The 25,297-nt window shown below is 69.7% G+C and carries 26 protein-coding genes; 7 read left to right on the top strand and 19 right to left on the bottom strand.

The features are described from left to right. The 4 genes from ACK4UM_RS13905 to ACK4UM_RS13920 all read right to left on the bottom strand — a co-directional run. Positions 1-204, bottom strand: a 204-nt coding sequence (locus tag ACK4UM_RS13905; protein WP_409800124.1) for a bacteriocin, incomplete at its 3' end; no start/stop codon positions are given. Between the two features lie 221 nt (positions 205-425). Next, positions 426-1,199 carry a DUF1828 domain-containing protein gene (locus ACK4UM_RS13910; protein WP_409800126.1) on the bottom strand — a complete coding sequence of 258 codons (774 nt, stop codon included), beginning with the start codon at positions 1,197-1,199 and terminating at the stop codon, positions 426-428. Next, a complete protein-coding gene (locus tag ACK4UM_RS13915) occupies positions 1,196-1,690 on the bottom strand; it encodes a hypothetical protein (RefSeq protein ID WP_409800129.1) in 495 nt (164 codons plus the stop codon). Before ACK4UM_RS13915 ends, ACK4UM_RS13910 begins: the two co-directional genes overlap by 4 nt. A gap of 68 nt (positions 1,691-1,758) precedes the next feature. Beyond that, a complete protein-coding gene (locus tag ACK4UM_RS13920; RefSeq protein ID WP_409800131.1) occupies positions 1,759-3,366 on the bottom strand; it encodes a carboxyl transferase domain-containing protein in 1,608 nt (535 codons plus the stop codon). Positions 3,367-3,482: 116 nt separating this feature from the next. Between ACK4UM_RS13920 and ACK4UM_RS13925 the strand changes: the two genes are divergently transcribed. Further along, positions 3,483-4,199, top strand: a complete 717-nt coding sequence (locus ACK4UM_RS13925) for a hypothetical protein (RefSeq protein WP_409800134.1) — start codon at positions 3,483-3,485, stop codon at positions 4,197-4,199. Positions 4,200-4,205: 6 nt separating this feature from the next. On the opposite strand, the gene ACK4UM_RS13930 is transcribed toward ACK4UM_RS13925, so the two are convergent. The 8 genes from ACK4UM_RS13930 to gatB all read right to left on the bottom strand — a co-directional run bounded on the left by ACK4UM_RS13930 (position 4,206) and on the right by gatB (position 11,802). Then, complete coding sequence (locus ACK4UM_RS13930; RefSeq protein ID WP_409800136.1) at positions 4,206-4,844, bottom strand: trimeric intracellular cation channel family protein; 639 nt, start codon at positions 4,842-4,844, stop codon at positions 4,206-4,208. Positions 4,845-4,907: 63 nt separating this feature from the next. Then, positions 4,908-5,198, bottom strand: a complete 291-nt coding sequence (locus ACK4UM_RS13935; protein WP_409800139.1) for an SWIB/MDM2 domain-containing protein — start codon at positions 5,196-5,198, stop codon at positions 4,908-4,910. Further along, the gene (locus tag ACK4UM_RS13940; protein ID WP_409800141.1) at positions 5,173-5,367 is read right to left on the bottom strand and encodes a hypothetical protein; all 195 of its coding nucleotides are present in this window, start codon (positions 5,365-5,367) and stop codon (positions 5,173-5,175) included. The genes ACK4UM_RS13935 and ACK4UM_RS13940 overlap by 26 nt, the downstream gene beginning before the upstream one ends. Positions 5,368-5,716: 349 nt before the next feature. Next, positions 5,717-6,517: a glutamine amidotransferase gene (locus ACK4UM_RS13945; RefSeq protein ID WP_409800144.1), complete on the bottom strand. Its 801-nt coding sequence runs from the start codon at positions 6,515-6,517 to the stop codon at positions 5,717-5,719. A gap of 129 nt (positions 6,518-6,646) precedes the next feature. Further along, a complete protein-coding gene (locus ACK4UM_RS13950) occupies positions 6,647-7,528 on the bottom strand; it encodes a bile acid:sodium symporter family protein (protein WP_409800147.1) in 882 nt (293 codons plus the stop codon). A gap of 6 nt (positions 7,529-7,534) precedes the next feature. After that, on the bottom strand, positions 7,535-9,256 hold the full coding sequence (locus ACK4UM_RS13955; protein ID WP_409800150.1) for an AMP-binding protein: 1,722 nt from the start codon (positions 9,254-9,256) through the stop codon (positions 7,535-7,537). A 120-nt stretch (positions 9,257-9,376) separates the two neighbouring features. After that, a complete protein-coding gene (locus tag ACK4UM_RS13960; RefSeq protein WP_409800153.1) occupies positions 9,377-10,333 on the bottom strand; it encodes a GNAT family N-acetyltransferase in 957 nt (318 codons plus the stop codon). Continuing rightward, positions 10,330-11,802, bottom strand: a complete 1,473-nt coding sequence (gene gatB / locus ACK4UM_RS13965) for an Asp-tRNA(Asn)/Glu-tRNA(Gln) amidotransferase subunit GatB (RefSeq protein ID WP_409800156.1) — start codon at positions 11,800-11,802, stop codon at positions 10,330-10,332. The genes ACK4UM_RS13960 and gatB overlap by 4 nt, the downstream gene beginning before the upstream one ends. Before the next feature lie 168 nt (positions 11,803-11,970). Here gatB and ACK4UM_RS13970 point away from each other — a divergent pair, with 168 nt between their 5' ends. Continuing rightward, positions 11,971-12,384: a hypothetical protein gene (locus ACK4UM_RS13970; RefSeq protein ID WP_409800159.1), complete on the top strand. Its 414-nt coding sequence runs from the start codon at positions 11,971-11,973 to the stop codon at positions 12,382-12,384. An 87-nt stretch (positions 12,385-12,471) separates the two neighbouring features. Here the strand turns inward: ACK4UM_RS13970 and ACK4UM_RS13975 are convergent, their stop codons facing one another. From ACK4UM_RS13975 to pdxH, 3 genes are all read right to left on the bottom strand, one after another. Next, a complete protein-coding gene (locus ACK4UM_RS13975) occupies positions 12,472-12,852 on the bottom strand; it encodes a DUF5615 family PIN-like protein (protein ID WP_409800259.1) in 381 nt (126 codons plus the stop codon). Positions 12,853-12,867: 15 nt separating this feature from the next. Then, positions 12,868-13,119, bottom strand: a complete 252-nt coding sequence (locus tag ACK4UM_RS13980; RefSeq protein WP_409800160.1) for a DUF433 domain-containing protein — start codon at positions 13,117-13,119, stop codon at positions 12,868-12,870. A 132-nt stretch (positions 13,120-13,251) separates the two neighbouring features. Next, positions 13,252-13,860 (bottom strand): pyridoxamine 5'-phosphate oxidase, encoded by a 609-nt coding sequence (gene pdxH, locus ACK4UM_RS13985; protein ID WP_409800163.1) that lies wholly within the window; start codon positions 13,858-13,860, stop codon positions 13,252-13,254. A 172-nt stretch (positions 13,861-14,032) separates the two neighbouring features. Between pdxH and ACK4UM_RS13990 the strand changes: the two genes are divergently transcribed. Together ACK4UM_RS13990 and ACK4UM_RS13995 are read left to right on the top strand one after the other, a co-directional pair. Beyond that, on the top strand, positions 14,033-14,401 hold the full coding sequence (locus ACK4UM_RS13990; protein ID WP_409800166.1) for an RT0821/Lpp0805 family surface protein: 369 nt from the start codon (positions 14,033-14,035) through the stop codon (positions 14,399-14,401). A gap of 129 nt (positions 14,402-14,530) precedes the next feature. Next, a complete protein-coding gene (locus ACK4UM_RS13995; RefSeq protein ID WP_409800169.1) occupies positions 14,531-15,502 on the top strand; it encodes a DnaJ C-terminal domain-containing protein in 972 nt (323 codons plus the stop codon). A gap of 112 nt (positions 15,503-15,614) precedes the next feature. Here the strand turns inward: ACK4UM_RS13995 and ACK4UM_RS14000 are convergent, their stop codons facing one another. The 4 genes from ACK4UM_RS14000 to ruvC form a co-directional block, all read right to left on the bottom strand. Beyond that, positions 15,615-17,876: an ATP-binding protein gene (locus tag ACK4UM_RS14000; RefSeq protein WP_409800171.1), complete on the bottom strand. Its 2,262-nt coding sequence runs from the start codon at positions 17,874-17,876 to the stop codon at positions 15,615-15,617. Positions 17,877-18,070: 194 nt separating this feature from the next. Then, positions 18,071-20,710 carry an aminopeptidase N gene (gene pepN / locus ACK4UM_RS14005; RefSeq protein WP_409800174.1) on the bottom strand — a complete coding sequence of 880 codons (2,640 nt, stop codon included), beginning with the start codon at positions 20,708-20,710 and terminating at the stop codon, positions 18,071-18,073. Between the two features lie 300 nt (positions 20,711-21,010). Next, positions 21,011-21,625, bottom strand: a complete 615-nt coding sequence (gene ruvA, locus ACK4UM_RS14010; RefSeq protein ID WP_409800177.1) for a Holliday junction branch migration protein RuvA — start codon at positions 21,623-21,625, stop codon at positions 21,011-21,013. A gap of 348 nt (positions 21,626-21,973) precedes the next feature. After that, positions 21,974-22,423 carry a crossover junction endodeoxyribonuclease RuvC gene (gene ruvC, locus ACK4UM_RS14015; protein ID WP_409800262.1) on the bottom strand — a complete coding sequence of 150 codons (450 nt, stop codon included), beginning with the start codon at positions 22,421-22,423 and terminating at the stop codon, positions 21,974-21,976. Positions 22,424-22,537: 114 nt separating this feature from the next. Here ruvC and ACK4UM_RS14020 point away from each other — a divergent pair, with 114 nt between their 5' ends. The 3 genes from ACK4UM_RS14020 to ACK4UM_RS14030 all read left to right on the top strand — a co-directional run bounded on the left by ACK4UM_RS14020 (position 22,538) and on the right by ACK4UM_RS14030 (position 25,290). Beyond that, entirely contained in the window at positions 22,538-23,302 is a 765-nt protein-coding gene (locus ACK4UM_RS14020; protein ID WP_409800180.1) for a sulfite exporter TauE/SafE family protein, read from the top strand. 328 nt (positions 23,303-23,630) lie between these two features. Further along, on the top strand, positions 23,631-24,947 hold the full coding sequence (locus ACK4UM_RS14025; RefSeq protein ID WP_409800183.1) for a DUF3422 family protein: 1,317 nt from the start codon (positions 23,631-23,633) through the stop codon (positions 24,945-24,947). Positions 24,948-24,969: 22 nt separating this feature from the next. After that, entirely contained in the window at positions 24,970-25,290 is a 321-nt protein-coding gene (locus tag ACK4UM_RS14030; RefSeq protein ID WP_409800185.1) for a YbaB/EbfC family nucleoid-associated protein, read from the top strand. The last annotated feature ends 7 nt before the right edge of the window (positions 25,291-25,297 follow it).

Genomic DNA, 25,297 nt, shown 5'->3' on the forward strand with positions numbered 1-25,297 from the left:
GCCGATGATCGCGCCGGCCGCCGCGCCGAGCGCGCCGCCGACGAGGGCGCCGCCGGCCGAGCGGGTCGCTGCCGCGCCGACGACGGCGCCGGTGCCGGCACCGATCGCGCCGCCGGCGAGCGCCCGATCCGTGCGCGAGGTGGGGCTGCAGGCGCCGATCGCGAGCGCGAGGGCGGCGGTGGCGAGAATGGCGGTCTTCTTCATGATCGTCTCCCGAGCGAGGTCGCGCGCAGCGAGCCCGGCCGGGGCCGCCCCGAGGCGGCGGGGACGCGATGCGCGGCTAGACAATACCGCGCCTAGCGCCGAGGTTCCACATTCGTGACACGGTGTTGTGAACGCCGTCCTACATCCGGAACACGCCGAAGGTGGTCTTCGGGATGGGGGCGTGGGAAGTCGCCAACGAGCGGAGCCGTCCATGGCTCGTCTCAGGCGACCTTTCCGAGAGCTTCCCGCACGATCCTCGATATCGCGGCGTCCTCGTCGTCGCGAAACTCCGTCACCGCGGACACCCTGTTGCTCGCGCGCCGACGCAGCGCGGACGGGACCGACTTCTCGGTCTCGAGGAGCACGATCACCGAGACGTCGACTTTCGCTTCGTGAATGGCCGCCATTTGCAGGAACACCGCGTCTTGCACCCGTTGCGCGCCGCTGCCGAAGAAGATCGCGACCGGCGGGCGAGCCGGCGCTTCGATGACCATGTCTGGGCTCACCTCGGCCAGCCTGTCGTTGACGGGCTCGCCCTCCCTGATCGTCGCCTGGTCGCGGATCGCGGCGCGGATCTTCCCGGCGGCGTCTTCGCGAAACGTGCTCCTCACGATTTCCGGGGTCAACAGGAGAAAGTCGTTCATGCGCACGAGCGCGCCGACGAACGACAACGCTCTGCGGGGCAGATCGCGTCGCGCGAACGCGTCGGTTCGGATGGTGACCGTGCGATCGTCGAAGAACGCGCCGGCGGAGTCGAGAAGCGTGTCGAGCGCCTTGCGTCTCGTGTCGGTGTCGAAATCCACACCCGCTTCCTCGAGCGCCGGAACGGTCGCCCCGTCGTCTTCGAGATGGACGGTGTCGTCTGCGTCGTCGACGACGTAGAAGCTTATGCGGTCGCCGTCGTCGCGCCTGAACGCCGTGCCGACGGCAAGACCCAGTGGCGTCGCCGTGACCGTGATGTCGTCACAAAAGGCGTGACAAAGATCGTCTTTCATATCAGACCTCCGCCTTCCCTGATGCGAAAGAGCGTCACGACGTAATTGAACGCAGCGATCTCGTTCAGGTCCGAATCGCCGAATTTGAACTCCTGTCTCCGATGATAGCTGCCCCAGGCGGGCATGCGTATCGAGCCGAAGCGGTTCTTCGTTGCATCGACGTCTTCCACGTGCCCGCACCGAGCGTGGCAATGCCATCCAGGCTCGGATGCATGCCATTCATAGTCACACAGAGCCTTGGTGTCTCCATCTTCCGTCACAGCAAATGTCGCTCGCAGAATTCGCGCGTCGATGTTGAGCAGGATACGGACGCGACATTCGTAGCCGAGACAGAGAAACGAAATGATCCGCCATTGGTAGCGTGGGCCGTACTTGTAGGCCTTGTCCTTGGCTCTACGAGAGGGCCATTGCGCTCGCGGTATGGGGCCTCGCTTCCATTCGCCCGTCCTGATCGATGCCTTCCTCGCCAAGATCAAGGTTTTGGTTCTCATGCAGACCCCTAACCGTGCATCGGTCGGGGGCACGATAGCTTTCCTTGTGGTCGATGAAAAGCGCAATCCTACATCCGGAACACGCCGAAGGTGGTCTTCGGGATCGGGGCGTTGAGGCTCGCGGACAGCGCCAGCGCGAGGACGCGGCGGGTCTCGGAGGGGAGGATCACGCCGTCGTCCCAGAGCCGCGCGGTCGCGTGATAGGGCGAGCCCTCGGCCTCGTAGCGTTCGCGGATCGGCGCCTTGAAGGCCTCCTCCTCCTCGGCCGACCAGGCGCCGCCCTCGGCTTCGATGTTGTCGCGCCGCACGGTCGCGAGCACGCTCGCCGCCTGCTCGCCGCCCATCACCGAGATGCGGGCGTTCGGCCACATGAACAGGAAGCGCGGGGAATAGGCGCGCCCGCACATGCCGTAATTGCCCGCGCCGAAGGAGCCGCCGACGATGAGGGTGAGCTTCGGCACCTGCGCGCAGGCGACCGCGGTCACGAGCTTCGCCCCGTCCTTGGCGATGCCGCCGGCCTCGTAATCGCGCCCCACCATGAACCCGGTGATGTTCTGGAGGAACAGGAGCGGGATGCCGCGCTGGCAGCACAATTCGATGAAATGCGCACCCTTCTGCGCGCTCTCCGAGAACAGGATGCCGTTATTGGCGATGATCCCCACCGGCATGCCGTGGAGGCGCGCGAAGCCGGTGACGAGCGTCGTGCCGTAGAGGCGCTTGAACTCGTCGAATTCCGAGCCGTCGACGAGGCGGGCGATCACCTCGCGGATGTCGTATTGCTTCTTGAGGTCGGCGGGCACGATCGCGTCGAGCTCGTCCGCCGCGTAGAGCGGCTCGACCGTGTCGGCGAGCGAGCAATCGACCCGCTTGACGCCGTTGAGATTCGCCACGATGCGGCGCACGATCGCGAGCGCATGGACGTCGTCCGTCGCGTAATGGTCGGCGACGCCGGAGCGGCGGGCATGGACGTCGGCGCCGCCGAGATCCTCGGCCGAGACCACCTCGCCGGTCGCCGCCTTCACGAGCGGGGGGCCGCCGAGGAAGATCGTGCCCTGGCGGCGCACGATGACGGTCTCGTCCGACATCGCCGGCACGTAGGCGCCGCCCGCGGTGCACGAGCCCATGACGCAGGCGATCTGGGGAATGCCGAGGCTCGAGAGCGTTGCCTGATTGTAGAAGATGCGCCCGAAATGGTCGCGGTCGGGGAACACCTCGGTCTGGTGAGGCAGGTTCGCGCCGCCCGAATCGACGAGGTAGATGCAGGGCAGCCGGTTCTCGCGGGCGATCTCCTGGGCGCGCAGGTGCTTCTTGACCGTCATCGGGTAGTAGGTGCCGCCCTTGATGGTCGAATCGTTGCACACGATCATGCATTCGCGGCCCGACACCCGGCCGATGCCGGTGATGATGCCCGCCGAATGGATCGCGTCCTCGTACATGCCGTGCGCGGCGAGCGCGCCGACCTCGAGGAAGGGTGCGCCCGGATCGAGGAGGCGCATCACCCGCTCGCGCGGCAACAGCTTGCCCCGCGCGAGATGCCGCTCGCGCGCCTTGGCCGGCCCGCCCTCCGCGACCTGCGCGCGGCGCGCGGCGAGATCGGCGGACAGCTCGGCCCAGGCGGCGCGGTTCTCCTGCGCCTGGGGCGCGGACAGATCGATCTGCGAGGCGATGACGGGCACGAGGACGCTCTCCTGAAATACCGACGCTGCGTCATGAACGCGTGAGCTTATGCGACACCAAGGCCGCGATCACAAGCCGGGTGGCATGCGCGCGCCATGCGTGCTCAACTCCCCCCATGCTCGCTCTCTCCGGCCTCCTCGCGATCGCCATCGCCTGCATCCACCTCGCCGCCGGGCGCATCCACGCTCTGGGAGGCCGGGCGCGGGCGGTCTGGACCTCGATCGCGGGCGGGGTCGCGGTGGCCTACGTCTTCCTGCACATCCTGCCCGAGCTCGCGCTGCACGGGGGCGTGCTCGCGGGCGACGGGCTCGGCGATCACGGGCCGCTCCTCGTCTATCTCGCGGCGCTCGCAGGCCTGTGCGCCTTCTACGCCCTCGAGCATCTCGCCCTCGTCTCGGCGCAGGAGAGCCCCAAGAACCGCCCGCGGCTCGACGTCTTCCGCGTCCACATCGTCGGGTTCGCGCTCTACAACCTCCTCATCGGCTATCTGCTCGCGAGCCGGGAGATGGAGAGCCCGCTGCAGCTCGTCCTCTTCGCTGTCGCGATGGGGCTCCATTTCCTCGCCAACGACGCGGGGCTGCGCCGCCACCATCGCGCCCGCTACGATTCGGGCGGGCGCTTCGTGCTCGCGGGCGCGGCGCTCGTCGGCTGGGGGCTCGGCGCGACGATCCTCGTCGACGAGGCCGCCTTCGCCGTCCTGTTCGCGCTGCTCGCGGGCTCGATCGTGCTCAACGTGTTGAAGGAGGAACTGCCCTCCGAGCGGGAGAGCCGGATCCTGCCCTTCGCGGCGGGGGCGGGGGCCTATGCGGCGTTGTTGATCGCGGTGGCGTGAGGCGGATCACGGCGACGGGTCGCGCCCCGGGCGGGGGCGGTAGCGCGGCAGCGCCCAGCCGAAGGTCAGGGCGCCCCCGCGCAGCGCGAAGCCGGCGAGAAGGCCCGCGAGGATCGCGATCTCCCGCTCGGCGCCCGCGAGCGCGGCGAGCACGTAGCCGAGGGCGGCGACGAGCGCGGCCGTCACGTAGATCTCGCGCTTGAGCGCGATCGAGGGCTCGGCCCCGATCACGTCGCGGATGATGCCGCCGAAGGTCGCGGTGATCACGCCCATCGCCACCGCGATCAACGGGTCGGCCCCGAGCGTCAGCGCCTTCTCCGCGCCCGCCACCGCGAACAGCGCGAGCCCGGCGGCGTCGAACCACAGGAGGAGCTTGTAGCGCGATTGGGGGACGTGGGCGGTGAAGAAGACGAGCGCCGAGACGGCGAGGCAGGTCGCGAGATAGGCGGGCGTCTGCGTCCAGAAGACGGGCACGCCGAGAACGAGGTCGCGGATCGTGCCGCCTCCGATGCCGGTCGCGGTGCCGAGCAGCGCGAAGCCGACGATGTCCATCTCCTTGCGGGAGGCGACGAGCGCCCCCGTCACGGCGAAGACGACGAGGCCGAACCAGTCGAGGATCGCGGCGGCGGCGTCGAAATACGGCATGGCGAGCGGCTCCGGGACGGGGCCGCCACCATGGCGATCCGCGGGCGTGCCCGCAAGCGCGCCTCAGCTCAGATGCCGCGCGAGGTGCTTGTTCATCTCGAACATCGAGACCTTGTCCTTGCCGAAGACCGGACCGAGCTTGTCGTCGGCGAGGATCTCGCGCTTGTCGGCGGGGTTCTGCAGGTCGTGCTGCTTGATATAGGCCCAGACGCGGCTGACGGCCTCCGGGCGCGGGAGCGGATCGGCGCCGACCACGGCGGCGAGCTCCTTGGAGGGGGTGAGCGGCTTCATCAGAGCCGGATTGACCTTCTTTTCGGCCATGGCCTCGTCACTCCGCGGCTTCGGGTTGGGCATCGGAGCGGGCGGCCTGGTTCCGCGCACGCTCGGCGCGGCGCTCGGCGCGCTCGGCGTCGCGATCGCGGCCGCGGGGCTCCGGACGATGGGCGAGGATCCGCCGCCCGCGCTCCACCGTGTCGGTGATGCTGGGGGATCGGGACATGCCGGTGATGGGCGTCGCGCGCATGGGTCGTGAACCTCTCGGCGTGTGTGGATTGGAGCCGCGGACGACGCCCGCAGCCCGACCGACAACACCGCGACACGTTTTCGCGTTCCCTCGACGCGGACGATCGACCGCCTATCTCTGCCGCCCGTGATCGACGTGGATGACGGGCACTCTTGTCCTTCCCCCTTGTGGGGAAGGTGGCTCCGGGCGAAGCCCGGAGACGGATGGGGGTCGTCGAGGCGGCACCGATACGCTTCATTTTGCACCACCCCCACCCCCGGCCCCTCCCCACAAGGAGGAGGGGAGACCGTCGCGCTCTTCGAGAGACCTCGAGATCTCCAGGGAAATCGATCGGCAGAAAAGTGTCCCCTCAGCGCGACGGTGCCGCCGCATGGGACAGGCGGCCTGCCGCGCCCGGTGCCGGGCCGCCTGCGGCGCTCTTCTCGATCATGCCGCCGGCGAGCCAATGGTCGAGGAAGGCCTCGATCCAGATCCTCACGGAGGGGTCGTGCATCAGCCGCCCCTCGAGCTGCGCGCGGCGCGATTGGGCGCCGGGCAGGACGAGGCGGTGCTGCGCGCGCACCGTCCACCGGCAGGTCATCGCGTAGGTGACCTCGGGGTGGAACTGGAAGCCGTAGGCCGCGGGCCCCGCGCGGATCGCCTGGACGGGAAAGTCGTCGCCGGTGGCGAGCGTCACCGCGCCTGTCGGGCAGTCGAAGCCCTCGCGATGCCAGTGATAGACGTGTCCCGGCCAATCGACGCCGACACGGGCCGCGTCGCGCGCGCCCTCCTGCGTCGGCTGGAGCGGGTAATAGCCGATCTCGGCGCGCCCCTCCGGATGCTCGTAGACGCGCGCGCCGAGATGGCGGGCGAGCATCTGCGCGCCGAGGCACAGGCCGAGAAAGGGCTTGCCCTCGGCGAGCGGCACGCCGATCCAATCCGTCTCCGCCTTGACGAAATCGTCCGGATCGTTGGCGCTCATCGGCCCGCCGAAGATCACGGCGCCGGCGTGGTGGGCGAGCGTGTCCGGCAGGGGATCGCCGTAGCGCGGGCGTCTGATGTCGAGCGGATGGCCGCGTGCCGCGATGAGGTGGCCCACGCGCCCCGGCGTCGACGTCTCCTGATGGAGCACGATGAGGACGGGCTTCGGCAAGGCGTCTTTGCTCGACATGACGGGGGCGGGGGCTCCTGGGCGAGAGGGCTGTCCCCTTGATCATCGGTCGTCGATGCCGCTTCGGCAACCCTCGAGCCCGCGGAGCCCGCGCACAATCCGCTCGGCACGGCGCGCGGGCTTCTCGCGTCACAGCAGGCTGTCGGGCATCTTCTGTTCGGCGGCGGCGTTGGCGCGGCGGAAGATCAGGGTGACGATGGTCGAGACGATCACGATGAAGAGCGAGTACAAAGCCGGCACCGCCATGATCTCCTGCGCCTCGGTGCCGGAGAAGGTGAACGCGATGATCGCGATCGCGAGCGGGCCGTTCTGGATGCCCGTCTCGAGCGCGACCGTGCGCGCGTTGCGCGGATGGAGCCGCAGGGCGCGCGCGAACAGGTAGCCGACGGTGATCCCCACCACGCACAGCCCGATGGAAGCGACGTAGGTCGCCGGCGTCGTGTCCATCAGGAATTGCCAATTGCGCGGCACCCAGGTCACGATCAGGAAGAGGATGAAGAACAAAGCGAGCGCCGAGCCGAAGAATTCCGTCACCGCCCCCGCATTGGCGTTGAGCCGCCGCAGCGCCATCCCGATCCCCACCGGCACGAGCAGGAGGACGAGGGTGACGATGATGTTCTCGCGCGGGATCCTGAGATCGAGCGCGGTCGCGTAGAGGAGGAGGATGATCGGGATGAGGAGGACGCCCGCGACCGTCGAGGTGACCGTCATCAGCACCGAGAGCGCGAGGTTGCCCTTCGAGAAATAGGCGAAGATGTTCGACGTCGTGCCGCCCGGCATGCAGGCCATGATCACGATGCCGATCGCGATCGTCTCCGGCACCGTCAGGAAGGTGACGAACAGGAAGCCGATCATCGGCATGAAGGCGTATTGCGAGAACAGGCCCACGCCGATGCCGTAGGGGCGACGCAGCGCGAGCCAGAAATCGCGCGGCGTCATCGAGGCGCCCATGCCGAGCATGATGACGAAGATCATCAGGGCGAGCAGCGTCTGTTCGAAGGCTCCGACCATCGTCGTTCACTCCCCTGCGCCGCGCGCCGCCGGGGCGGGGCGCAATTCTTTCCGCAGGATCTTGCCGACGTTCGATTTCGGCAGGTCGTCGCGGAATTCGACGATCTTGGGGATCTTGTAGCTCGTCAGGTGCTCGCGGCAATGCGCGCGCACGGCGGCCTCGGTGAGGCTCGCGTCCCTGCGCACCACGAAGGCCTTCACCGCCTCGCCCGAGGACGGATCGGGCACGCCGACGACGGCCGATTCGAGGATGCCGGGATGAAGCGCGAGGCAATCCTCGACCTCGTTGGGGTACACGTTGAACCCCGAGACGACCACCATGTCCTTCTTGCGGTCGACGATGTGGAAATAGCCGTCCGCGTCCATGATCCCGATATCGCCGGTGAGGAACCAGCCATTGCGCAAGGCCGCGGTGCTCTCGTCCGGCCGGTTCCAGTAGCCCGCCATGACCTGCGGCCCCTTGGCCGCGATCTCGCCGGGCGTGCCCGTGGCGACGGGGCGGCCCTCGTCGTCGACGCAGGCGAGCTCCGTCGAGGGGACCGGGATGCCGATCGAGCCGGGCCGCGTCTTGCCGAGCGGGTTGAAGGTCAGCACCGGCGAGGTCTCGGTGAGGCCGTAGCCCTGCAGGACGGGCGCGCCCGTGATCGCCTCCCAGCGCTCGGCGACGGCGTTCTGGAGCGCCATGCCGCCGGCGGTCGCGAATTTCAGGTGCCTTGGCGGCGAATCCTTGAACCAGAGCTCGTTCGTCAGCCCGTTGAAGAGCGTGTTCACGCCGCTCATCCAGGTGATGCGGTAGTTCTCGAAGGCGCGCTTCAGGTTCGAGAGCGGCCGCGGGTTGGGGATGAGCACGTTGTGCGCGCCGAGCCACCAGAAGCCGAGCAGGTTCACCGTGAAGGCGAGGATGTGATACATCGGCAGCGCGGTCAGGGCGGTCTCCTTGCCCTTCTCGAGCCCGACGATCATCTCCATCGTCTGCTCCATGTTGGTGATCAGGTTGGCGTGGGTGAGCATCGCGCCCTTGGCGACGCCCGTCGTCCCGCCGGTATATTGCAGGCAGGCGACGTCCCCCGGCTCGACCGCCTGGAAATAGGCGTCGACCTCGATGCGGTCCCCCTTGCGGTGGCTGCGCCCCGCCGCGAGCGCGTCCCCGATGCGAACGTGCGGGATCTCGATCGGCCGCACGGTGCGGTCCCAATAGCGCTGCACGAGCCCGACGATCCCGCGCGGCAGGGACGGCATGAACTCGGCGATGCGGGTGACGACGACGTTGGGGATCGGGTGGCCGCGCGTCGCGTCGGGGACCTTGTCGGCGAACATGTCGGCGATCACGAGCGCGCGCGGCTCGCAATCGGCGAATTGCTTGGCCATTTCCTCGGCGGTGTAGAGCGGATTGACGTTCACGAGGACGCAGCCCGCCTTGAAGATGCCGAAGGCGGCGACGGGGAAGGAGAGGCAATTGGGCATCTGCAGCGCGACGCGGTCGCCCGTCTCGAGACCCGCGACCTCGCGCAGATAGACGGCGAAGGCGTCCGACATCTCGTCGACCTGCCGGAAGCTCAAGGTGCCGTTCATCCCGTTCGGCAGGCAGACCGTGAAGGCGGGCGCACGACCATAGGTACCCGCGACCGAGCGAATCAGGTCGCCGATCGTGCGGTAGGACGTGCCCGGAAGCTCGGGTCGGACGTCAGGTCCGTAATAGGCCGTCCATGGACGTTCCGAACCCGCCATCACCGCATCCCCCCTGTCGATCGGTCTCACGCCGTCGTGCCGGATGCGTAGAATGCCTGATCCGCGCGCCTTGGGAAGGTGTCTGCGCACCGAACCCGCAACTTTTTGATCGCAGGCGCCTCAGAGTGCCCGCTCGAAGAAGAACTCCCGGCTGCCCGAGATGTCCCCCAGGTCCCGCGTTTCTGGGCCGCGGAGATAGCCGAGCCGCTCGTAGAGGCGGTGGGCGTCGTTGAAGCGGGTGTCGGACCACAGGATCATGCGCCGCGCGGCGCGGGCGCGGGCATGGCCCTCGGCGAGGCCGACGAGGTGGCGGGCGAGGCCGCGCCGGCGGCTGTCCGGGCGCACGTAGAGGCGATGCAGCTCGGCGGTCGCCTGCGCGGGAAAATCGACCGCGACGCAGGCCGCCACCCGCCCCGTCTCGTCCTCGACGACGAGGAAGATCATGTCCCGCGCCGCCGCCGAGGTGCCCGGCCGGACGAGTTCGGGCATGTCGCCGTGCGGATCGGTGTAGCAGCCGGGATATTCGGAAAAGCAGAGCGTCACGAGGCCGAACAGGTCCTGCGCGTCGCGATCCTCCGCGCGGCGCAGGCGCAGGCCGTGCGGGCGGCGCATCACGAGCGCGGAGGCGGCGTCCGAGCCGCCGCATTCCCCGCGCGTCTCGTGGGCGGCGAAGCCGCGGGCGGCATAGAAGCCGATCGCCGGGCGGTTGCGCGCCTCGACCTCGAGCCAGGCCGGGCGCTCGCCGAGAGGCGCGAGCACGGCGTCGAGAAGCCGCCCGCCGAGCCCGTTGCCCTGCGCCTCCGGCAGGAGATAGAGCCGCCGCAGGCAGGACGCGCCCGCCCGGTCGACATGGGCGAAGGCCGAGCCGACGACCCGCCCGTCGTCCTCGGCGAGGAGGAAGGCCGCGTCCGGCAGGCCGATCTGGGCGGCGAGCGCCTGCGGCGAATGCCAGGCGTCGGTGAGCGCGCGCACCTTGTCCGGCCCGAGCAGCGCGTCGTAGGTCGCATGCCAGCTCGCGACGAGCGCCTCGCGCACCGCCGGCAGATCGCGCGCCTCGACGGGGCGGATGGTCGTCATTCGATGCCGAGCTTGTCCTTGAGGAGCGCGTTGACCGCCTGCGGATTGGCCTTGCCGCCGGTGGTCTTCATCACCTGGCCGACGAACCAGCCGAGCATCGAGGGCTTGGCCTTGACCTGCTCGACCTTGTCGGGATTGGCCGCGATCACGTCGTCGACCGCCGCCTCGATGGCGCCCGTGTCGGTGACCTGGCGCATGCCGCGCTCCTCGACGATCGCGCGCGGGGAGCCGCCCTCCGTCCAGACGATCTCGAACACGTCCTTGGCGATCTTGCCCGAGATCGTGCCGTCGGCGATGAGATCGACGATCTCGCCGAGCGCGTCGGCCGAGACCGGCGAGGCGGCGATGTCGCGGCCCTCCTTGTTGAGGCGCCCGAACAGCTCGTTGATCACCCAATTCGCCGCCGCCTTGCCGTCGCGGCCCCTCGCGACGCGCTCGTAATAATCGGCCGCTTCGCGCTCGGCGACGAGCACGCCGGCGTCGTAGGGCGACAGCCCGAAATCGGCGATGAAGCGCGCCTTCTTCTCGTCGGGCAGCTCCGGCAGGTCGGCGGCGAGCGCGTCGACGAAGGCCTGGTCGAATTCGAGCGGAAGGAGATCGGGATCGGGGAAGTATCTGTAATCGTGCGCTTCTTCCTTCGAGCGCATCGAGCGCGTCTCGCCCTTGTTCGGGTCGAAGAGGCGCGTCTCCTGGTCGATCTTGCCGCCGTCCTCGAGGATCGCGATCTGGCGGCGCGCCTCGTACTCGATCGCCTGGCCGATGAAGCGGATGGAGTTGACGTTCTTGATCTCGCAGCGCGTGCCGAGCGGCTCGCCGGGCCGGCGCACGGAGACGTTCACGTCCGCGCGCAGATTGCCCTTCTCCATGTCGCCGTCGCAGGTGCCGAGATAGCGCAGGATGGTGCGCAGCTTCGTCACGTAGGCTTTGGCCTCCTCCGACGAGCGCATGTCGGGCTTCGAGACGATCTCCATGAGCGCCACGCCCGAGCGGTTGAGATCGACGAAGGACATCGTCGGGTGCAGGTCGTGGATCGACTTGCCGGCATCCTGCTCGAGATGCAGCCGCTCGATGCCGACCGTGAACGACGTGCCGTCGAGCATGTCGACCACGACCTCGCCCTCGCCGACGATCGGGTGCTTGTATTGCGAGATCTGATAACCCTGCGGCAGGTCCGGGTAGAAATAGTTCTTGCGGTCGAAGACCGAGCGCAGGTTGATCTGCGCCTTCAGGCCGAGCCCCGTGCGCACCGCCTGCGCGACGCATTCGCGGTTGATCACCGGCAGCATGCCCGGCATCGCGGCGTCGACGAGGGAGACGTTGGCGTTCGGCTCCGCGCCGAAGCGCGTCGCGGCGCCCGAGAACAGCTTCGCCTGCGAGGTGACCTGGGCGTGGATCTCCATGCCCACGATGATTTCCCAATCGCCGGTCGCGCCTTTGACGAGCTTCTTCTGATCCACGGGAGCGTTCATCGGGCCTTGTGTCCTGTCGCGATCGCGAGCGATCCGCCGCCGGGCTCGCCGCACACGGTTAGCGCCTCCGCGCCTCCTCATCAAGTCGCGATGAAACCTCGCGTGCGGCGCGGCGTTTAGCCGACAAGTCCGATCGGAAGTCCCGATCCCGCCAAGAGGAGTTCCATCATGGCGATACGCGATCCCAACGATCCCCTGAACCGTCCGACCAACGACCCGACCGTGGAGCCCATCCGCGATCCGGTCGTCGACCCCTACGCCCGCACCCCCGAGGAGCAGCGCGCGGATGCGCTGCGCGAGGACCGCGACGTGCGCGCGACGCGCAGCTCGTCGTCGTCCTCGACCTGGGTGTGGGTGCTCGCCGCGATCGTGGTCGTGGCGGCGATCTTCGCCTTCTTCTTCACGGGCGACACCACCCCGACCGACGTGCCCGTGACCGGCACCGTCCAGGAGCCCGCGCCCGGGGCGACGCAGCCCGCGCCCGGTCAGCCCGTTCCCGGCGATCCGGCCGGCACGCCGGCGGCCCCGCCGCCGCCGACCGACCCGGCGACCCCCGTCCAGCCCGCTCAGCCGGTGCAGTGACGGCGGACGCTCGACGGAACGAACCCCGGAGGCACGCCTCCGGGGTTTTTCGCACGTCTCCGATCCGCTGCGCGGAGCGGCGCGCGATCACCTGTTCACCCGGATGACCGACGTTCCGATCTCGATGTAGATCCGCCGCCCGGAATTCGCCATGCGGCGCGACCACTCGTGTTCCACGAGCGAGAGCGCACCAGCCAGACGAGCCGCCGCCTTCGGCTCGGCGCAGAAGAACTTTATCAAGCTGAGCATGGGAAACCGACGGCCGCCGACGCCCTGACGTTGCGCCGCTCGCCTCATGTCGTTGTCGAACGAGATCAGGATCGACTGGGTGATCTCGGCGGCTGCGCAGACCAGAGGGTCCGCCGCACCGGAGCCCGTGACGTCTTTCGCGAACAAGATGTCGTAGCCGGCATCGGTAAGCATGATGCCGACGGACTTCGGAACGTTCTCGTCGAGATAGAACTTCAGGCGCCCCTCACACCCTCAAGCAGCCGCGGTGTCGTCGTAACTCAGCGCGGCTTCGACGTCGGCCGGCGTCAGCGTCGGGTATTCCTCGATGATGGCATCGACAGAGTATCCGGCTTCGTGAAAGTTGCGTACGGCCGAGACCGTGATGCGGGTGCCGGCGATCACCGGCGCGCTTCCGAGAACGTCGCGCCGCCTCTCGATTCGGCCGATCGTCGTAGGGTCCCGTAGCCGCACGGCCACGGGGCGAGCCTGCACGTTCGTTTCCACGTCTCTGGCTCCCATTCCGCTCGCGCCCGTCGATGCCCGTCCTCCAGAGATAGACTACCCGATCATCGGCCTCATGGATAGTGGCGTCGAAAACATTCGTTCACAGGTAGCATCGGTCGGCCTTCGCTCCCGTCACGGATAGAGCCGCGTGCGCTCCCAACCGTCTCCGGCGCGGCTGTACACCACGCGATCGTGCAGGCGGAACGGGCGGTCGGCCCAGAATTCGATCGAGACCGGCACGATCCGGAAGCCCGTCCAGTGCGGCGGCCGCGGAATCTCGCCCACCGCGAACTTGGCGGCGTTGACGGCGACCGCCTTCTCGAGGGCGAAGCGGCTCTCGAGCGGGCGCGATTGGCTGCTCGCCCAGGCGCCGATGCGGCTCTGGCGCGGGCGGCTCGCGTAATAGGCGTCGGCCTCCGCGTCGGAGACGCGCACGACGGGGCCGCGCGCGCGCACCTGGCGGCGCAGGCTCTTCCAATGCAGGCAGATCGCCGCCTGCATGTTCGCCTCGAGCTCGGTGCCCTTCTGAGATTGCGTGTTCGTGTAGAACACGAAGCCCGCCTCGTCGAAGCCCTTGAGCAGCACCATGCGCACGTTGGGCAGCCCCGAGGCGTCGGCGGTGGCGAGCGCCATCGCGTTCGGGTCCTCGGGCTCGGAGGCGGTCGCCTCGGCGAGCCACGCGGCGAATAACGCCCACGGGTCCGCGGCCTGCGTGAAGTCACCGTCCTTTAACTCGCCCACGCTTTGATCTCCCGGTTACGGACGATTTTCGTCGAATCGTGGAGGACGAATGCCGACGCCGCCCCCGAGCGGGTTTTATAGGGCGCGAGACGCCCGTCGCGAAGGGGCCGCGGGACGCGTCGCGAGCGCGCTCGTCGCCCTCGGCCTTGCGGTCCCCGCAGCGGGCTGCGGGGTGTCGCTGCCGCTCGCGAGCCTGATCCCCGAGCCCGGCGAGGTGCTCACGACGGGCTCGCTCCCGCGCGATCGCTCGCTCGGCCTCATGCCGCAGAGCGAGGATTGGCGCCGCGCCAGCGCCGCGCTCGCCACCGCCCTCGACCCGCAGGGCAACGGCGCGCGCGTGTCCTGGGACAACCCGGAGAGCGGTGCGGCCGGCAGCATCGTGGCGGCGGACGCGCCCTATCTCGAAGGCGACCTCGTCTGCCGGCGCTTCGCGGCGACGACGCGCGCCGGTCAGTCCGAGGAAAGCTTCGCCGGCCATGCTTGCCGCAACGGCCCGGGAGACTGGCGCATCCGCTCGTCGGAGCGGACCGTCGGATCGTGAACGAGGCTCCGGCGGGCGCGAGAGGCGGCTTCCGCAGGAGAGTTGCGCTCGCGCATGCGCCGTCCCACATAACGAAGCGCGACCGGCGGGGATGGCTCCGCCGCCCGATCACACGCGAGTAAGCGAGCGATGCGCGATCCCTACGACGTTCTCGGGCTGTCCCGTTCGGCGAGCGAGGCCGAGATCAAGAAGGCGTTTCGCACGCTCGCGAAGAAATACCATCCCGACCAGAACAAGGACCCCAAGGCCGCCTCGAAGTTCTCCGAGGTCAACACGGCCTACGAGATCCTCGGCGATGCCGACAAGCGCGCCAAGTTCGATCGCGGCGAGATCGACGGCGAGGGCAAGCCGCGCTTCCGCGGCTTCGAAGGGTTCGGCGCGGGCGGCGGCGCCCGCGGCGCGGAGGGCTTCTCCGGCTTCGAGGGCTTCGACGCGAATTTCGGCCGCGGCGGCGGTGCCCGTGCCGGAGGCGGCGCGGAGGACCTGTTCTCGCAGATCTTCGGCGAGGCCTTCCGGCAGGCCGAGCGCGGCGCCGGGCGCGCGGGCGGCTTCTCGGGATTCCGCGGCGGGGGCTCCTCGCGCACGCGTGCGCCGGAGAAGGGAGCGGACGTCTCCGCGACCCTGCGGGTCAGCCTGGAGGAGATCGCGGAAGGCGCCGGCAAGCGGCTGACGCTGCCGACGGGTCGCGAGGTCGAGGTGGTGGTGCCCAAGGGCGTCGCCAACGGCCAGGTGATCCGCCTGCGCGGGCTCGGCGAGGAGAGCCCCTACGGCGAACCGGGCGACGCGCTGCTCACGATCGAGATCCTGCCCCACGAGCGCTTCGCCATCGAGGGCTCGGACCTGCGCGTGCGGGTGCCGGTCGACCTCGAGGACGCGGTGCTCGGCGCGACCGTTCGGGTGCCGACGCTCACGGGCGCGGTGGAGATGAAGGTGCCGCCGATGGTCTCCTCCGGCCGCACCTTCCGCCTGCGCGGCAAGGGCCTGCCGACCAAGACGGGCCACGGCGATCTCCTCGCGGTCGTCGAGATCAGGCTGCCCGAGAAGGCCGACGACGCGCTTCTCGACTACGCCCGCCGCCGCCGCTCGTTGAAGACGGCGTGAGAATGCCGCAGCGGAGCGCGCGCGGTTTGCGCGCTCGAACGGGCCTGGTCGGGTCTCGTGTCCGCTCCGCGGCCCGGGACGACAGTCCCCGACCGCGTTCCGGCGGCGTCCGTCACGCCGCGTTCGGCAGGACCTGGCCCGCGCGCAGCGGCAGGTGGACCATGACCACGGTGCCGACGTCGACCTGGCTGCGGATGCGCAGCGAGCCGCCGTGCAGCTCGGCGAGCGACTTGGCGATCGCGAGGCCGAGCCCCGAGCCCTTGTAGGTCTTCGAGAACTCGGTCTCGACCTGCTCGAAGGGCCGCCCGATGCGCTGCATCGCCTCGCGCGGGATGCCGATGCCGTTGTCCTCGACGTAGATGTTGACCGCATCCCCCGCAAGCCGCGTGCGCAGCGCGATGGCGCCGCCTTCGGGGGTGAACTTCACCGCGTTCTGGAGGAGGTTGACGAGGATCTGCTGGATCGCGCGCTCGTCGGCGTTGATCGTCGTGCCCGCCTCGTCCTCGACCGAGATCGAGAGCCCCTTCGAGCGGGCGAGCTCGCCGACCATCCGGGTCGCGCGGGTGACGGCGTCGGAGAGCGGGAAATCGTGCTTCTCGAGCTTGATGCGGCCCGCCTCGATGCGGGACATGTCGAGGATGTCGTTGATGACCGAGAGCAGGTACTCGCCCGAGGAGCGGATGTCCTTGCAATATTCGGAATATTTCGGGCAGCCGAGATCGCCGAAGACCCCTGCCTCCATCACCTCCGCGAAGCCGATGATGGCGTTGAGCGGCGTGCGCAGCTCGTGGCTCATATTGGCGAGGAATTCGGACTTGGCGCGGCTCGCGCCCTCGGCCTCGGCCTTCTGCTCGAGATAGCGCTCGGCGAGATCCGCGAGCTGCTGGGCCTGGGCCTCGAGCTTCTGGCGCGACACGCGCAGATCGGCGACGGTCTGCTTGAGGCGCCGCTCGCTCTCGAGCAGCTTCTCCTCGTGGCGCTTGAGCGCCGTGATGTCGGTACCGACGGAGACGTAGCCGCCGTCGTTGGTGCGCCGCTCGGAGATCTGCAGCCAGCGCCCGTCGGCGAGCTCGGCCTCGAAGGTGCGCGCACCGCTGTCGGGCCGCTCCTCGCGCAGGAATTCCTGGCTGACGATGGGCTGGCGACCCGAGCGCATGACCTGGGCGTAGGTGCGCCCGGGGCTCGCGACCTCGGCGGGGAGGTCGTGCAGGCGGCGGAATTTCGAATTGCACAGGACGAGCCGGTTCTCGGCGTCCCAGAGCACGAAGGCCTCGGAGATCGCGTCGACGGCGTCGCGCAGGCGGCTGTCGGCGGCGGCCGTCTCCTCGGCCATGCGGCGCTGCTCGGTGATGTCGACGGCGATGCCGACGAGGTGGCAGCCGGCGTCGTCGCGGTCCTGCACGAGCTCGGCGCGGGCGCGCAGGCACACCCAGCCGCCTTCGGCGTCGCGGATGCGGAATTCGTGGTCGACGACGGTGGCGCGGGAGGCGGCGAGCTCGTCGGCGAGGGCGTAGAAGTCGGTGTCGTCGGGGTGGATGAGGGCGTTGATCTCGCCGAAGGACATGAACTCGTCGGTTCGTCGATAGCCGAGGAGTTCGTACATCGAATCCGACCAGTAGATGCGTCCCCGCGCGATGTCCCAGTCCCACAGCCCGCAGCGGCCGCGCGAGAGCGCGCTGTCGATGCGCCGGCTCACCTTCTCGCAGACGTAATCGGCGGCGCGGGCGCGGTTCGCCTGGAGGAAATAGGCCGCGCCGAGGCCGACCAGCACCACGATCGTCGCGGCAAGCAGCGTCGTCTGGCCGTGCGCGTTGGCGCGCCAGCCGGCGAGCACCGCGTCGGTCGGCTGCAGCACCGCGATCTTCCAATCCTGGCCGGGCAGGCGGCGAACCGCGGCGATCGCGTCGCCGCCGTCGGGCATGCGGATCGTCATGACGCCGGCGCGCTCGCCGAGAACGGTCAGCGGCTGTTCGTCGCCCAACACGTCGAGGAGATTGTCGGGCAGGGTGGCGACGGCGGGAAAGGCGGCGTGGAGCGTGCCGGATTCGGTCGCGAGGAGAACGATGCGCCCGCGGACGAAGACGCCCTCCGGCAGGCGCGAGACGACCCTCGCCAGCGCGCGGCTCGCAAGACCCGGTTCGAGCGCGGCCATGTCGGCGGCGAGGTCCGCTTGCAGCAGCCGCGAGACGAGGTCGATCTCGTGCGCGGCCTGCGCGAGGGATTCGAGCCGGCTGTCCTTCGTCTGCATCCAGGCGCTCATGACGAGCGCCACGAGGAAGAGCCCGAGCAGGATCGGGACCGCCAGTCTCAGCCAGGGATCGACGCGATCGAGCCGCCCCAGGGCGGGGTGGCCGAGTTGGCGTGCGACGCCCAAGATCGTCCCCGTACGCGCAGGCGCGCACGTGGTGTCCGCACCCGCCATGCGCAGACTCCCTTCGGATTCCATTTGCGTCTCGATCGGGAGACGTGCCGCATCTACCCGAATCGGTAACAATAGAATCGCACTCGTGGGATTTGTCCAGCCTCGTTGTTGAGGAAGACTTAACTTTTAGAAATGTGAGGCGCGGCTCATTCCAGCGTGCGCCCGACGATGTCGCCGACGTCCGGCGAGAGGCTCGGCCGCTCGGCGATGCCGACGAGCGCCTCGCGCGCGGCGTTGCGGCGGCCGGGCTCCATGCTGCGCCACGTGTTGAAGGCGGTCAGGAGCCGCGCCGCCACCTGCGGATTGGTGCGATCGAGCGTCGTCACCGCATCCGCGACGAAGCGGTAGCCGGCGCCGTCGGCGGCGTGGAACCGTGTCGGATTGGCGAGCGCGAAGGTCCCGATCAGGGAGCGCACCCGGTTGGGGTTCGCCATCGAGAAGGCCTCGTCGCCGCGCAGCGCCTCGATGCGCGCGAGGGTGCCGTCCTCGGGGATCGAGGCCTGGAGGGCGAACCATTTGTCGAGCACGAGCGGCTCGCCCGCGTAACGCTGCCGGAAGGACGCGAGAAGCCGCTCGCGCTCGTCCCCGCCGGTCACGAGCGCGGCGACCGAGAGCGCCGCGAAGCGGTCGGTCATGTTGTCGGCGGCCTCGTACTGGGCGACGACGAGCGGGCGGGCCGCCTCCGGGTCCGCGACGGCGAGATAGTCGAGCGCGGCGTTGCGGAGCGCCCGGCGCCCGGCGCTGCGCGCATCCGGGCTGTAGGGGCCGGGCGTCTCGAGCGCCTCGCGCAGGGCGGCGAGACGCGGGGCGAGCCGGGCGCCGATGCGCGCGCGCAGGCGGTCGCGGACGCGGTGGATCACGTCGGGATCGACGTTCTCGCCGATCTCCTGGGCGATCTCGGTCTCGCCGGGCACCGCGAGCACCTGCGCCGCGAAAGCGGGATCGGCTTCCCCTTCCGCCGCGAGGAAGGCATCGAGCGCGCCGGCGAGCGCTTCGGCCGCCTCTTCGCAGAAGGTGCCGGAGACGCTCGCGCGCACGAGAAGGCGCGTTGCGATGGTCTGCCCCGCCTGCCAGCGGTTGAACGGGTCCTCGTCGTGGCGCAGGAGGACGAGGAGGTCGGAATCCGAGAGATCGAGCGACAGGCGCACGGGGGCCGAGAAGCCGCGCAGCACGCTCGGCACCGGCGGCGCCGGCACGTTCTCGAAGACGAGGCTATCGCTCGCCTCGGCGAGCACGAACACGCCGTGCGCGTCGAGCCGCTCGCACCGCGCGGCGACCGGCGCGCCGTCCGCGTCGACGAGGCCGAGCCGGATGGGCACGACGACGGGCGCCTTCGTCGGCTGACCGGGGGTCGCGGGCGTCGACTGGGCGAAGTCGAGCCGATAGGTCTGCGCCTGAGAATCGTAGAGCCCGGTCACCGCGAGGCGCGGCGTGCCGGCCTGGGAATACCACAGCGCGAAGGCGGAGAGATCGCGCCCGCTCGCCTCCGCGAAGCAGGCGAGGAAATCCTCCACCGTGGCGGCGGTGTTGTCGCAGCGCTCGAAGAACAGATCCATGCCGCGCGCGAAGGCGTCGGGCCCGATCAGGGTCTTGAGCATGCGGATCACCTCCGCGCCCTTCTCGTAGACCGTCGCCGTGTAGAAGTTGTTGATCTCGCGATAGGCGCTCGGGCGCACCGGATGGGCGAGCGGCCCGGCATCCTCGGTGAATTGCCGCGCGCGCAGCGCCCGCACCTGACCGATGCGCTGGACCGGGCGCGAGCGCTCGTCGCTCGAGAATTCCTGGTCGCGGAAGACGGTGAGCCCCTCCTTGAGGCAGAGCTGGAACCAGTCGCGACAGGTGATCCGGTTGCCGGTCCAATTGTGGAAATATTCGTGGGCGATGATCGCCTCGATATGCCCGTAATCGGCGTCGGTCGCGGTCTCAGGAGAGGCGAGCACGTACTTGTCGTTGAAGATGTTGAGGCCCTTGTTCTCCATCGCGCCCATGTTGAAGTCCGACACGGCGACGATGTTGAACACGTCGAGATCGTACTCGCGGCCGAAGACGCGCTCGTCCCAGCGCATCGAGCGCTCCAGCGCGTCCAGCGCGTAGGTGGCGCGCTCCTCCTTGCCGGGCTCCACATAGACGCCGAGCGCGACCGCGCGGCCGCTCGCCGTGGTGAAGGTCGAGCCGATCCGCGCGAGCGCGCCGCCGACGAGCGCGAAGAGATAGGAGGGCTTCGGGTGCGGATCGTGCCACACCACGTAGTGCCGCTCGCCCCCCGCGAGCTCGCCCGTCTCGACCAGATTGCCGTTGCCGAGGAGCACCGGCGCGTCCGCCCGCGCCGCTTCGATGCGCGTCTCGTAGACGGACAGCACGTCCGGCCGGTCGAGGAAATACGTGATGCGGCGGAAGCCTTCCGCCTCGCATTGCGTGCAATAGACGCCCTGCGAGCGGTAGAGACCCATCAGCTTGGTGTTGCCGGTCGGGTCGACCTGGGTCTCGATGGCGAGCGTGAAGGGCCGCGCGGGCGGCTCGCGCAGGATCAGGCGGTCGGGGCCTGCCTCGTAGGCGCTCTCCGGCAAGGGCGCGCCGTCGAGCGCGATCGAGACGAGAGCGAGCTCGTCCCCGTCGAGCACGAGCGGCACGCCCGCGCGCCCCGCCGGGTTCGGCTCGAGCGACAGGGTCGCCCGCACCCGCGTCTCCCGCGGCGCGAGCACGATGTCGAGCGCGATGCGCGGGATCAGGAAGTCGCTCGGACGATATTCCTCCAGCCGGACCGTCTGGGGGGTGTCGGTGCGCATCGGGGGATGTCCTTCTGGTGTCGCGGATTTCGTCTCGCGGCGTCTGTTCTAGCGGCGGACGGGAGCGCTCGCAATTCGAGCGGGCGGCGCCGACGCGGAACTCGGCATTAGGCTCGGGGGTTCCTGAGGAGACCCCATCCATCGCCGCCGCGCAACGCGAGAGACGTCGCGCGCGCCGTCACGATCCGGAGAGAAAGACCATGGCGAGAGGCTGCCTTCTGTGGGTGATCGGCATTCCGCTACCGATCATCATCCTGTTGTGGCTGTTCGGCTTCCTGTGAGCCGCGCCGGCCCGCGCAATCAGCGCGCGAGTTCCTTGAGCCCCAGGCGGATCAGGGTCGGGGTCTGCGCGTCCGCGCCGGCCTGCTCGACGGCGCGGGCGATGGCGTTCGTGGCCTGCACCTGCGCGTAGCCGAGATTGACGAGGGCCGAGATCGCGTCGGACGCCGCCGCCGACGGGCCCGCCTCCGCGCCGCCCGAGAGCGCGGCGAGGCTCGAATCGCCCGTGCCGAAACCCGGCGCCTTGTCCTTCATCTCGGAGACGATGCGCTGGGCGAGCTTCGGCCCGACCCCCGGCGCGCGCGCCAGGGCCGCCTTGTCGCCCGCCGACACGGCGCGGGCGAGGTCGTCCGGATCGAGCACCGAGAGGATGCCGAGCGCCACGCGCGCGCCGACGCCCTGCACGAGCTGCATCGCGCGGAACCATTCCCGCTCGGCATCGGTGCGGAAGCCGTAGAGGCGGATCATGTCCTCGCGCACGACCGTCTCGATCGACAGCCGCGCGGCCTCGCCTTCCTTGGGCAGGCGCTGGAGTGTCCGCGCCGAGCAATGCACCAGATAGCCGACGCCGTGCACGTCGAGGATCACGTGGTCCTCGCCGATGCCGTCGACCGTCCCCTTCAGCCGTCCGATCATCGCCCCCTCCTCCTCGGCCCCGCCATTGGATACGGACGTCTCCGTCCCAGGCTGCGAGCAGCGATCTGTGCCGCCGCCCTTCTCCTTCCCCTCAGGGGAAGGTGGCCCGGCGGCGAAGCCGACGGGTCGGATGGGGTTTTTCGCGCCGCAGGCGCGAAGGGGCGTCGTCTTGGAGCTCCCAAGGTAAGGAGGCGCCCGACGCCCCTTCGCTCCTTCGGAGCGAAAGACCCCATCCGTCTCCGGACCCTGTTCGGGTCCGGAGCCACCTTCCCCTGAGGGGAAGGAGAGGGAGCTCTCCTGGACGGCTTCGCAGGCCGGATCGACGCCGTGCGCATGCCCCCTCCCCGGTCAGCTCGCGAGCGACGCCGTCAGCGATCGCGCCTTGCGGTGATGCGCGTGGGCGATCGCGATGGCGAGCGCGTCGGCGGCGTCGGCGCTCTTCGGCTCGGCCTTCGGCAGGAGGATGCGCACCATCGCGAGGACCTGCGCCTTCTCCGCGTGGCCGACGCCCACCACCGTCTTCTTCACCTGGTTCGCGCCGTATTCGGCCACGGGGAGCCCCGCGAGGGCCGGCACGAGCAGCGCCACCGCGCGGGCGTGCCCGAGCTTGAGCGTCGCCTGCGCGTCCTTGTTGACGAAGGTCTCCTCGACCGAGACCTCGTCGGGCGCGTGCGCGCGCAAGACCGCGTCGAGCCCGCGATAGAGCTGCTCGAGCCGCGAGGCGAGGTCGAGATCGCCGTCCGAGACGACCACCCCCGAGGCGACGTAGGAGAGCTTGGTGCCCTCCGACACGATCATGCCCCAGCCCGTCTTGCGAAGGCCCGGGTCGATGCCGAGAATGCGGATGCGAGTGTTGGTCACGGGCCGAATCGGTTCGAGGGCGGGAACGTCGCGCGAACGCGAGGGAACGGCGTGGGGGACGCTCTTGTCAATCTCGAACTCGACCATGCGCTCGCCACCGCGCTGATCGCGGCCTTCCTCGGCGGCCTCGCGCGCGGCTTCTCCGGCTTCGGGGCGGGGCTGATCTTCATGCCGCTCGCCGCCGCCGCGCTCGGTCCCCGCGTCGCGGCGCCCGTCCTGCTGATCGTCGACGCGGTTCTCATCCTCCCTTATGTCCGCACGGCGATCGCGACCTGCGAGCGGCGCTCGCTCCTTCTGATGGTGGGGGGCGCCTATCTCGGCATCCCGCTCGGCGTGTTCCTTCTCGCGAGCCTCGATCCGATCGCGTTGCGCTGGGCGATCGCGGTGCTGACGGTCGCGATGCTGGCGCTCCTGATGTCCGGCTTCCGGCTTCCCCGCACGCCCCGCCCGCCCGCGACGGTCGCGGTGGGGGCGATCGCGGGGGCGATGACGGCGAGCGTCCAGGTCGGTGGGCCGCCGGTCGTCGTCTACTGGCTGTCCTCCCCGCTCGCGCCGAAGGCCGTGCGCGCGAACCTGATCCTGTTCTTTCTCGCGACGACCGCCGGCGCCGCGATCGGCTACGCCTTGGCGGGGCTCTTCACGGGGGCCGTGCTCGCGCTCGCGCTCGTCGTGGGGCCGGCCTACGCGACGGGGCTGTTTCTCGGCACGCGCCTGTTCGGCGCCGCCTCCGAGCGGGTGTTCCGGTCGATCTCCTACGCGCTGATCGCGCTCGCCGCGTTGCTGTCGCTGCCGGTGCTCGACGGCGTGCTGCGGTAAGGCCGTTTCATCTTGAGGTTGTCATCCCGGACGCCGAAGGCGATCCGGGACCCATAACCACGACGTCGGGGTCGCAGCCTGTAGGCTGCGTGTCACCCCCGCTCGCCGTCCATCCGTCGCGACGCGAGCGCGGCATGCGCGCTCGGGCCTGTCGTCGAGGTTATGGGTCCCGGGTCCGCTTCGCGGCCCGGGATGACAGCCTCCCGAGGCGAAAAAGCGCATCGGGCCCGTGCCCGACTTAGCCGTTGCGCTCACCCGTCCATGCGCCCATTGTGATCCCCCGATCCGGAAGCGAAGAGCGATGCACGAGAGACGCGAGGGGGCGCGCATGGCGCCCGGGAGCACGACGATCGATCTCGAGCCGCATCCGCTGCGCGCGCGGGTGCTCGCGGAGGTGCATGCGCGGCCCTTCGTGCCGCTCGACACGCCAAAGCGCGTCCTGCATTTCGCCTTCATGACGGACGAGGCCGCGGCCGCGAAGGACCGCGACGCGCTCGCCGCCTTCTGCGCGTCCTTGGGGCTCGAGGGGCCCCGCCACGGGGTGAAGCACCACCGGGTGTCGTTCTCGGGCACGCTCCTGCGCTGGGAGGCGCACAGCGAGTTCACCACCTATTCCTGGGAATTCGGCGACCCGAGCATCGCCGACGCGCCCCCGCCCCAGGCGTTTCGCCCCGGCATCGACGGGTTGATGGGCGTGATGGGCCTCGTGCCGCAGCCGGGGCCGCTGATGGTCGCGGTCGATCTCCACCTCGTGCCGGCCGACAGCCTGCCCGGCGGGGCGCAGGCCGTGTTCGGCGAGGTCCATCTCGCCGCGGCCGAAGTCGAGGACGGGGCGGCGACGATCGCGACCGATTTCCGCACCGACGCCCACGGCTTCGTGCGCCTCCTCGTGATCGATCGCGGGCTCGAGCGCGGCCAGGCGGGCGCCCTCGTCCAGCGCGTGCTCGAGATCGAGACCTATCGCACGCTCGCCCTCCTCGGCCTGCCCGAGGCGCAGCGCGTCGGCCCGTCCGTGCGGCGCATCGAGACCGAATTGCCGCAGATCATGCAGGCGATGGAGAACGCGGCGGGCATCGAATCGAACCGCAAGCTCCTCGAGCGAATCACCGCGCTCGCCGCCGAGCTCGAGGCGGGGGCGTCGGGCGCGCTCTTCCGCTTCGGCGCGACGCGCGCCTATCACGAGCTCGTGCGCCTGCGGCTCGGCACGATCGGCGAGCGGGCGCTGCCGGGGCTCGATTCCTGGTCGGACTTCCTCGACCGGCGCCTGCAGCCCGCGATGCGCACCTGCCTCTCGATGGAGGAGCGCCAGGCGAACCTCTCGCGCAAGCTCACCCGCGCCGCCCAGCTCCTGCGCACCCGCATCGACATCGAGCTCGAGAGCCAGAACCGCGACCTCCTGACCGCCATGAACGAGCGCGCGCAGGTGCAATTGCGCCTCCAGCAGACCGTGGAGGGGCTGTCCGCCGCGGCGATCACCTATTACATCTCAGGCCTGATCTATTATGTCCTCGGTGGGCTCGCCGGCGCGGGCGTGCCGGTGAACCCGACGATCGGGACCGCGCTCGCCGTGCCGATCGTGCTCGTCGGCGTGCTTCTCCTGGTCCGCTGGGTGAGGCGCCGGCACGGGGGTGGGGACGCGACCTGAAGACGAGGAGGCGAGAGGCGCCATGAAGGATCTGATGGGGCTCATGAAGCAGGCCCAGGCCATGCAGGAGAAGATGGCCAACGCCCAGGCCGAACTCGACGCGCTCGAGGTCGAGGGCACCGCCGGTGGCGGCGTCGTCACCGTGACGATGTCCGGCAAGGGCACCCTCAAGAGCGTGCGCATCGATCGCTCGCTGATGGTGCCCGACGAGACCGAGATCCTCGAGGATCTGATCGTCGCCGCCGCGAACGACGGGCGGGTCAAGGCCGAGCGCGTGCTCCAGGAGCGCATGGCCGAGATCACCAAGGGCCTGCCTCTGCCTCCGGGCATGAAGCTGTTCTGATTCGGGA

Source organism: Salinarimonas sp., from assembly GCF_046292825.1.
In the GTDB taxonomy this organism is placed as follows: Bacteria; Pseudomonadota; Alphaproteobacteria; order Rhizobiales; family Beijerinckiaceae; genus Salinarimonas.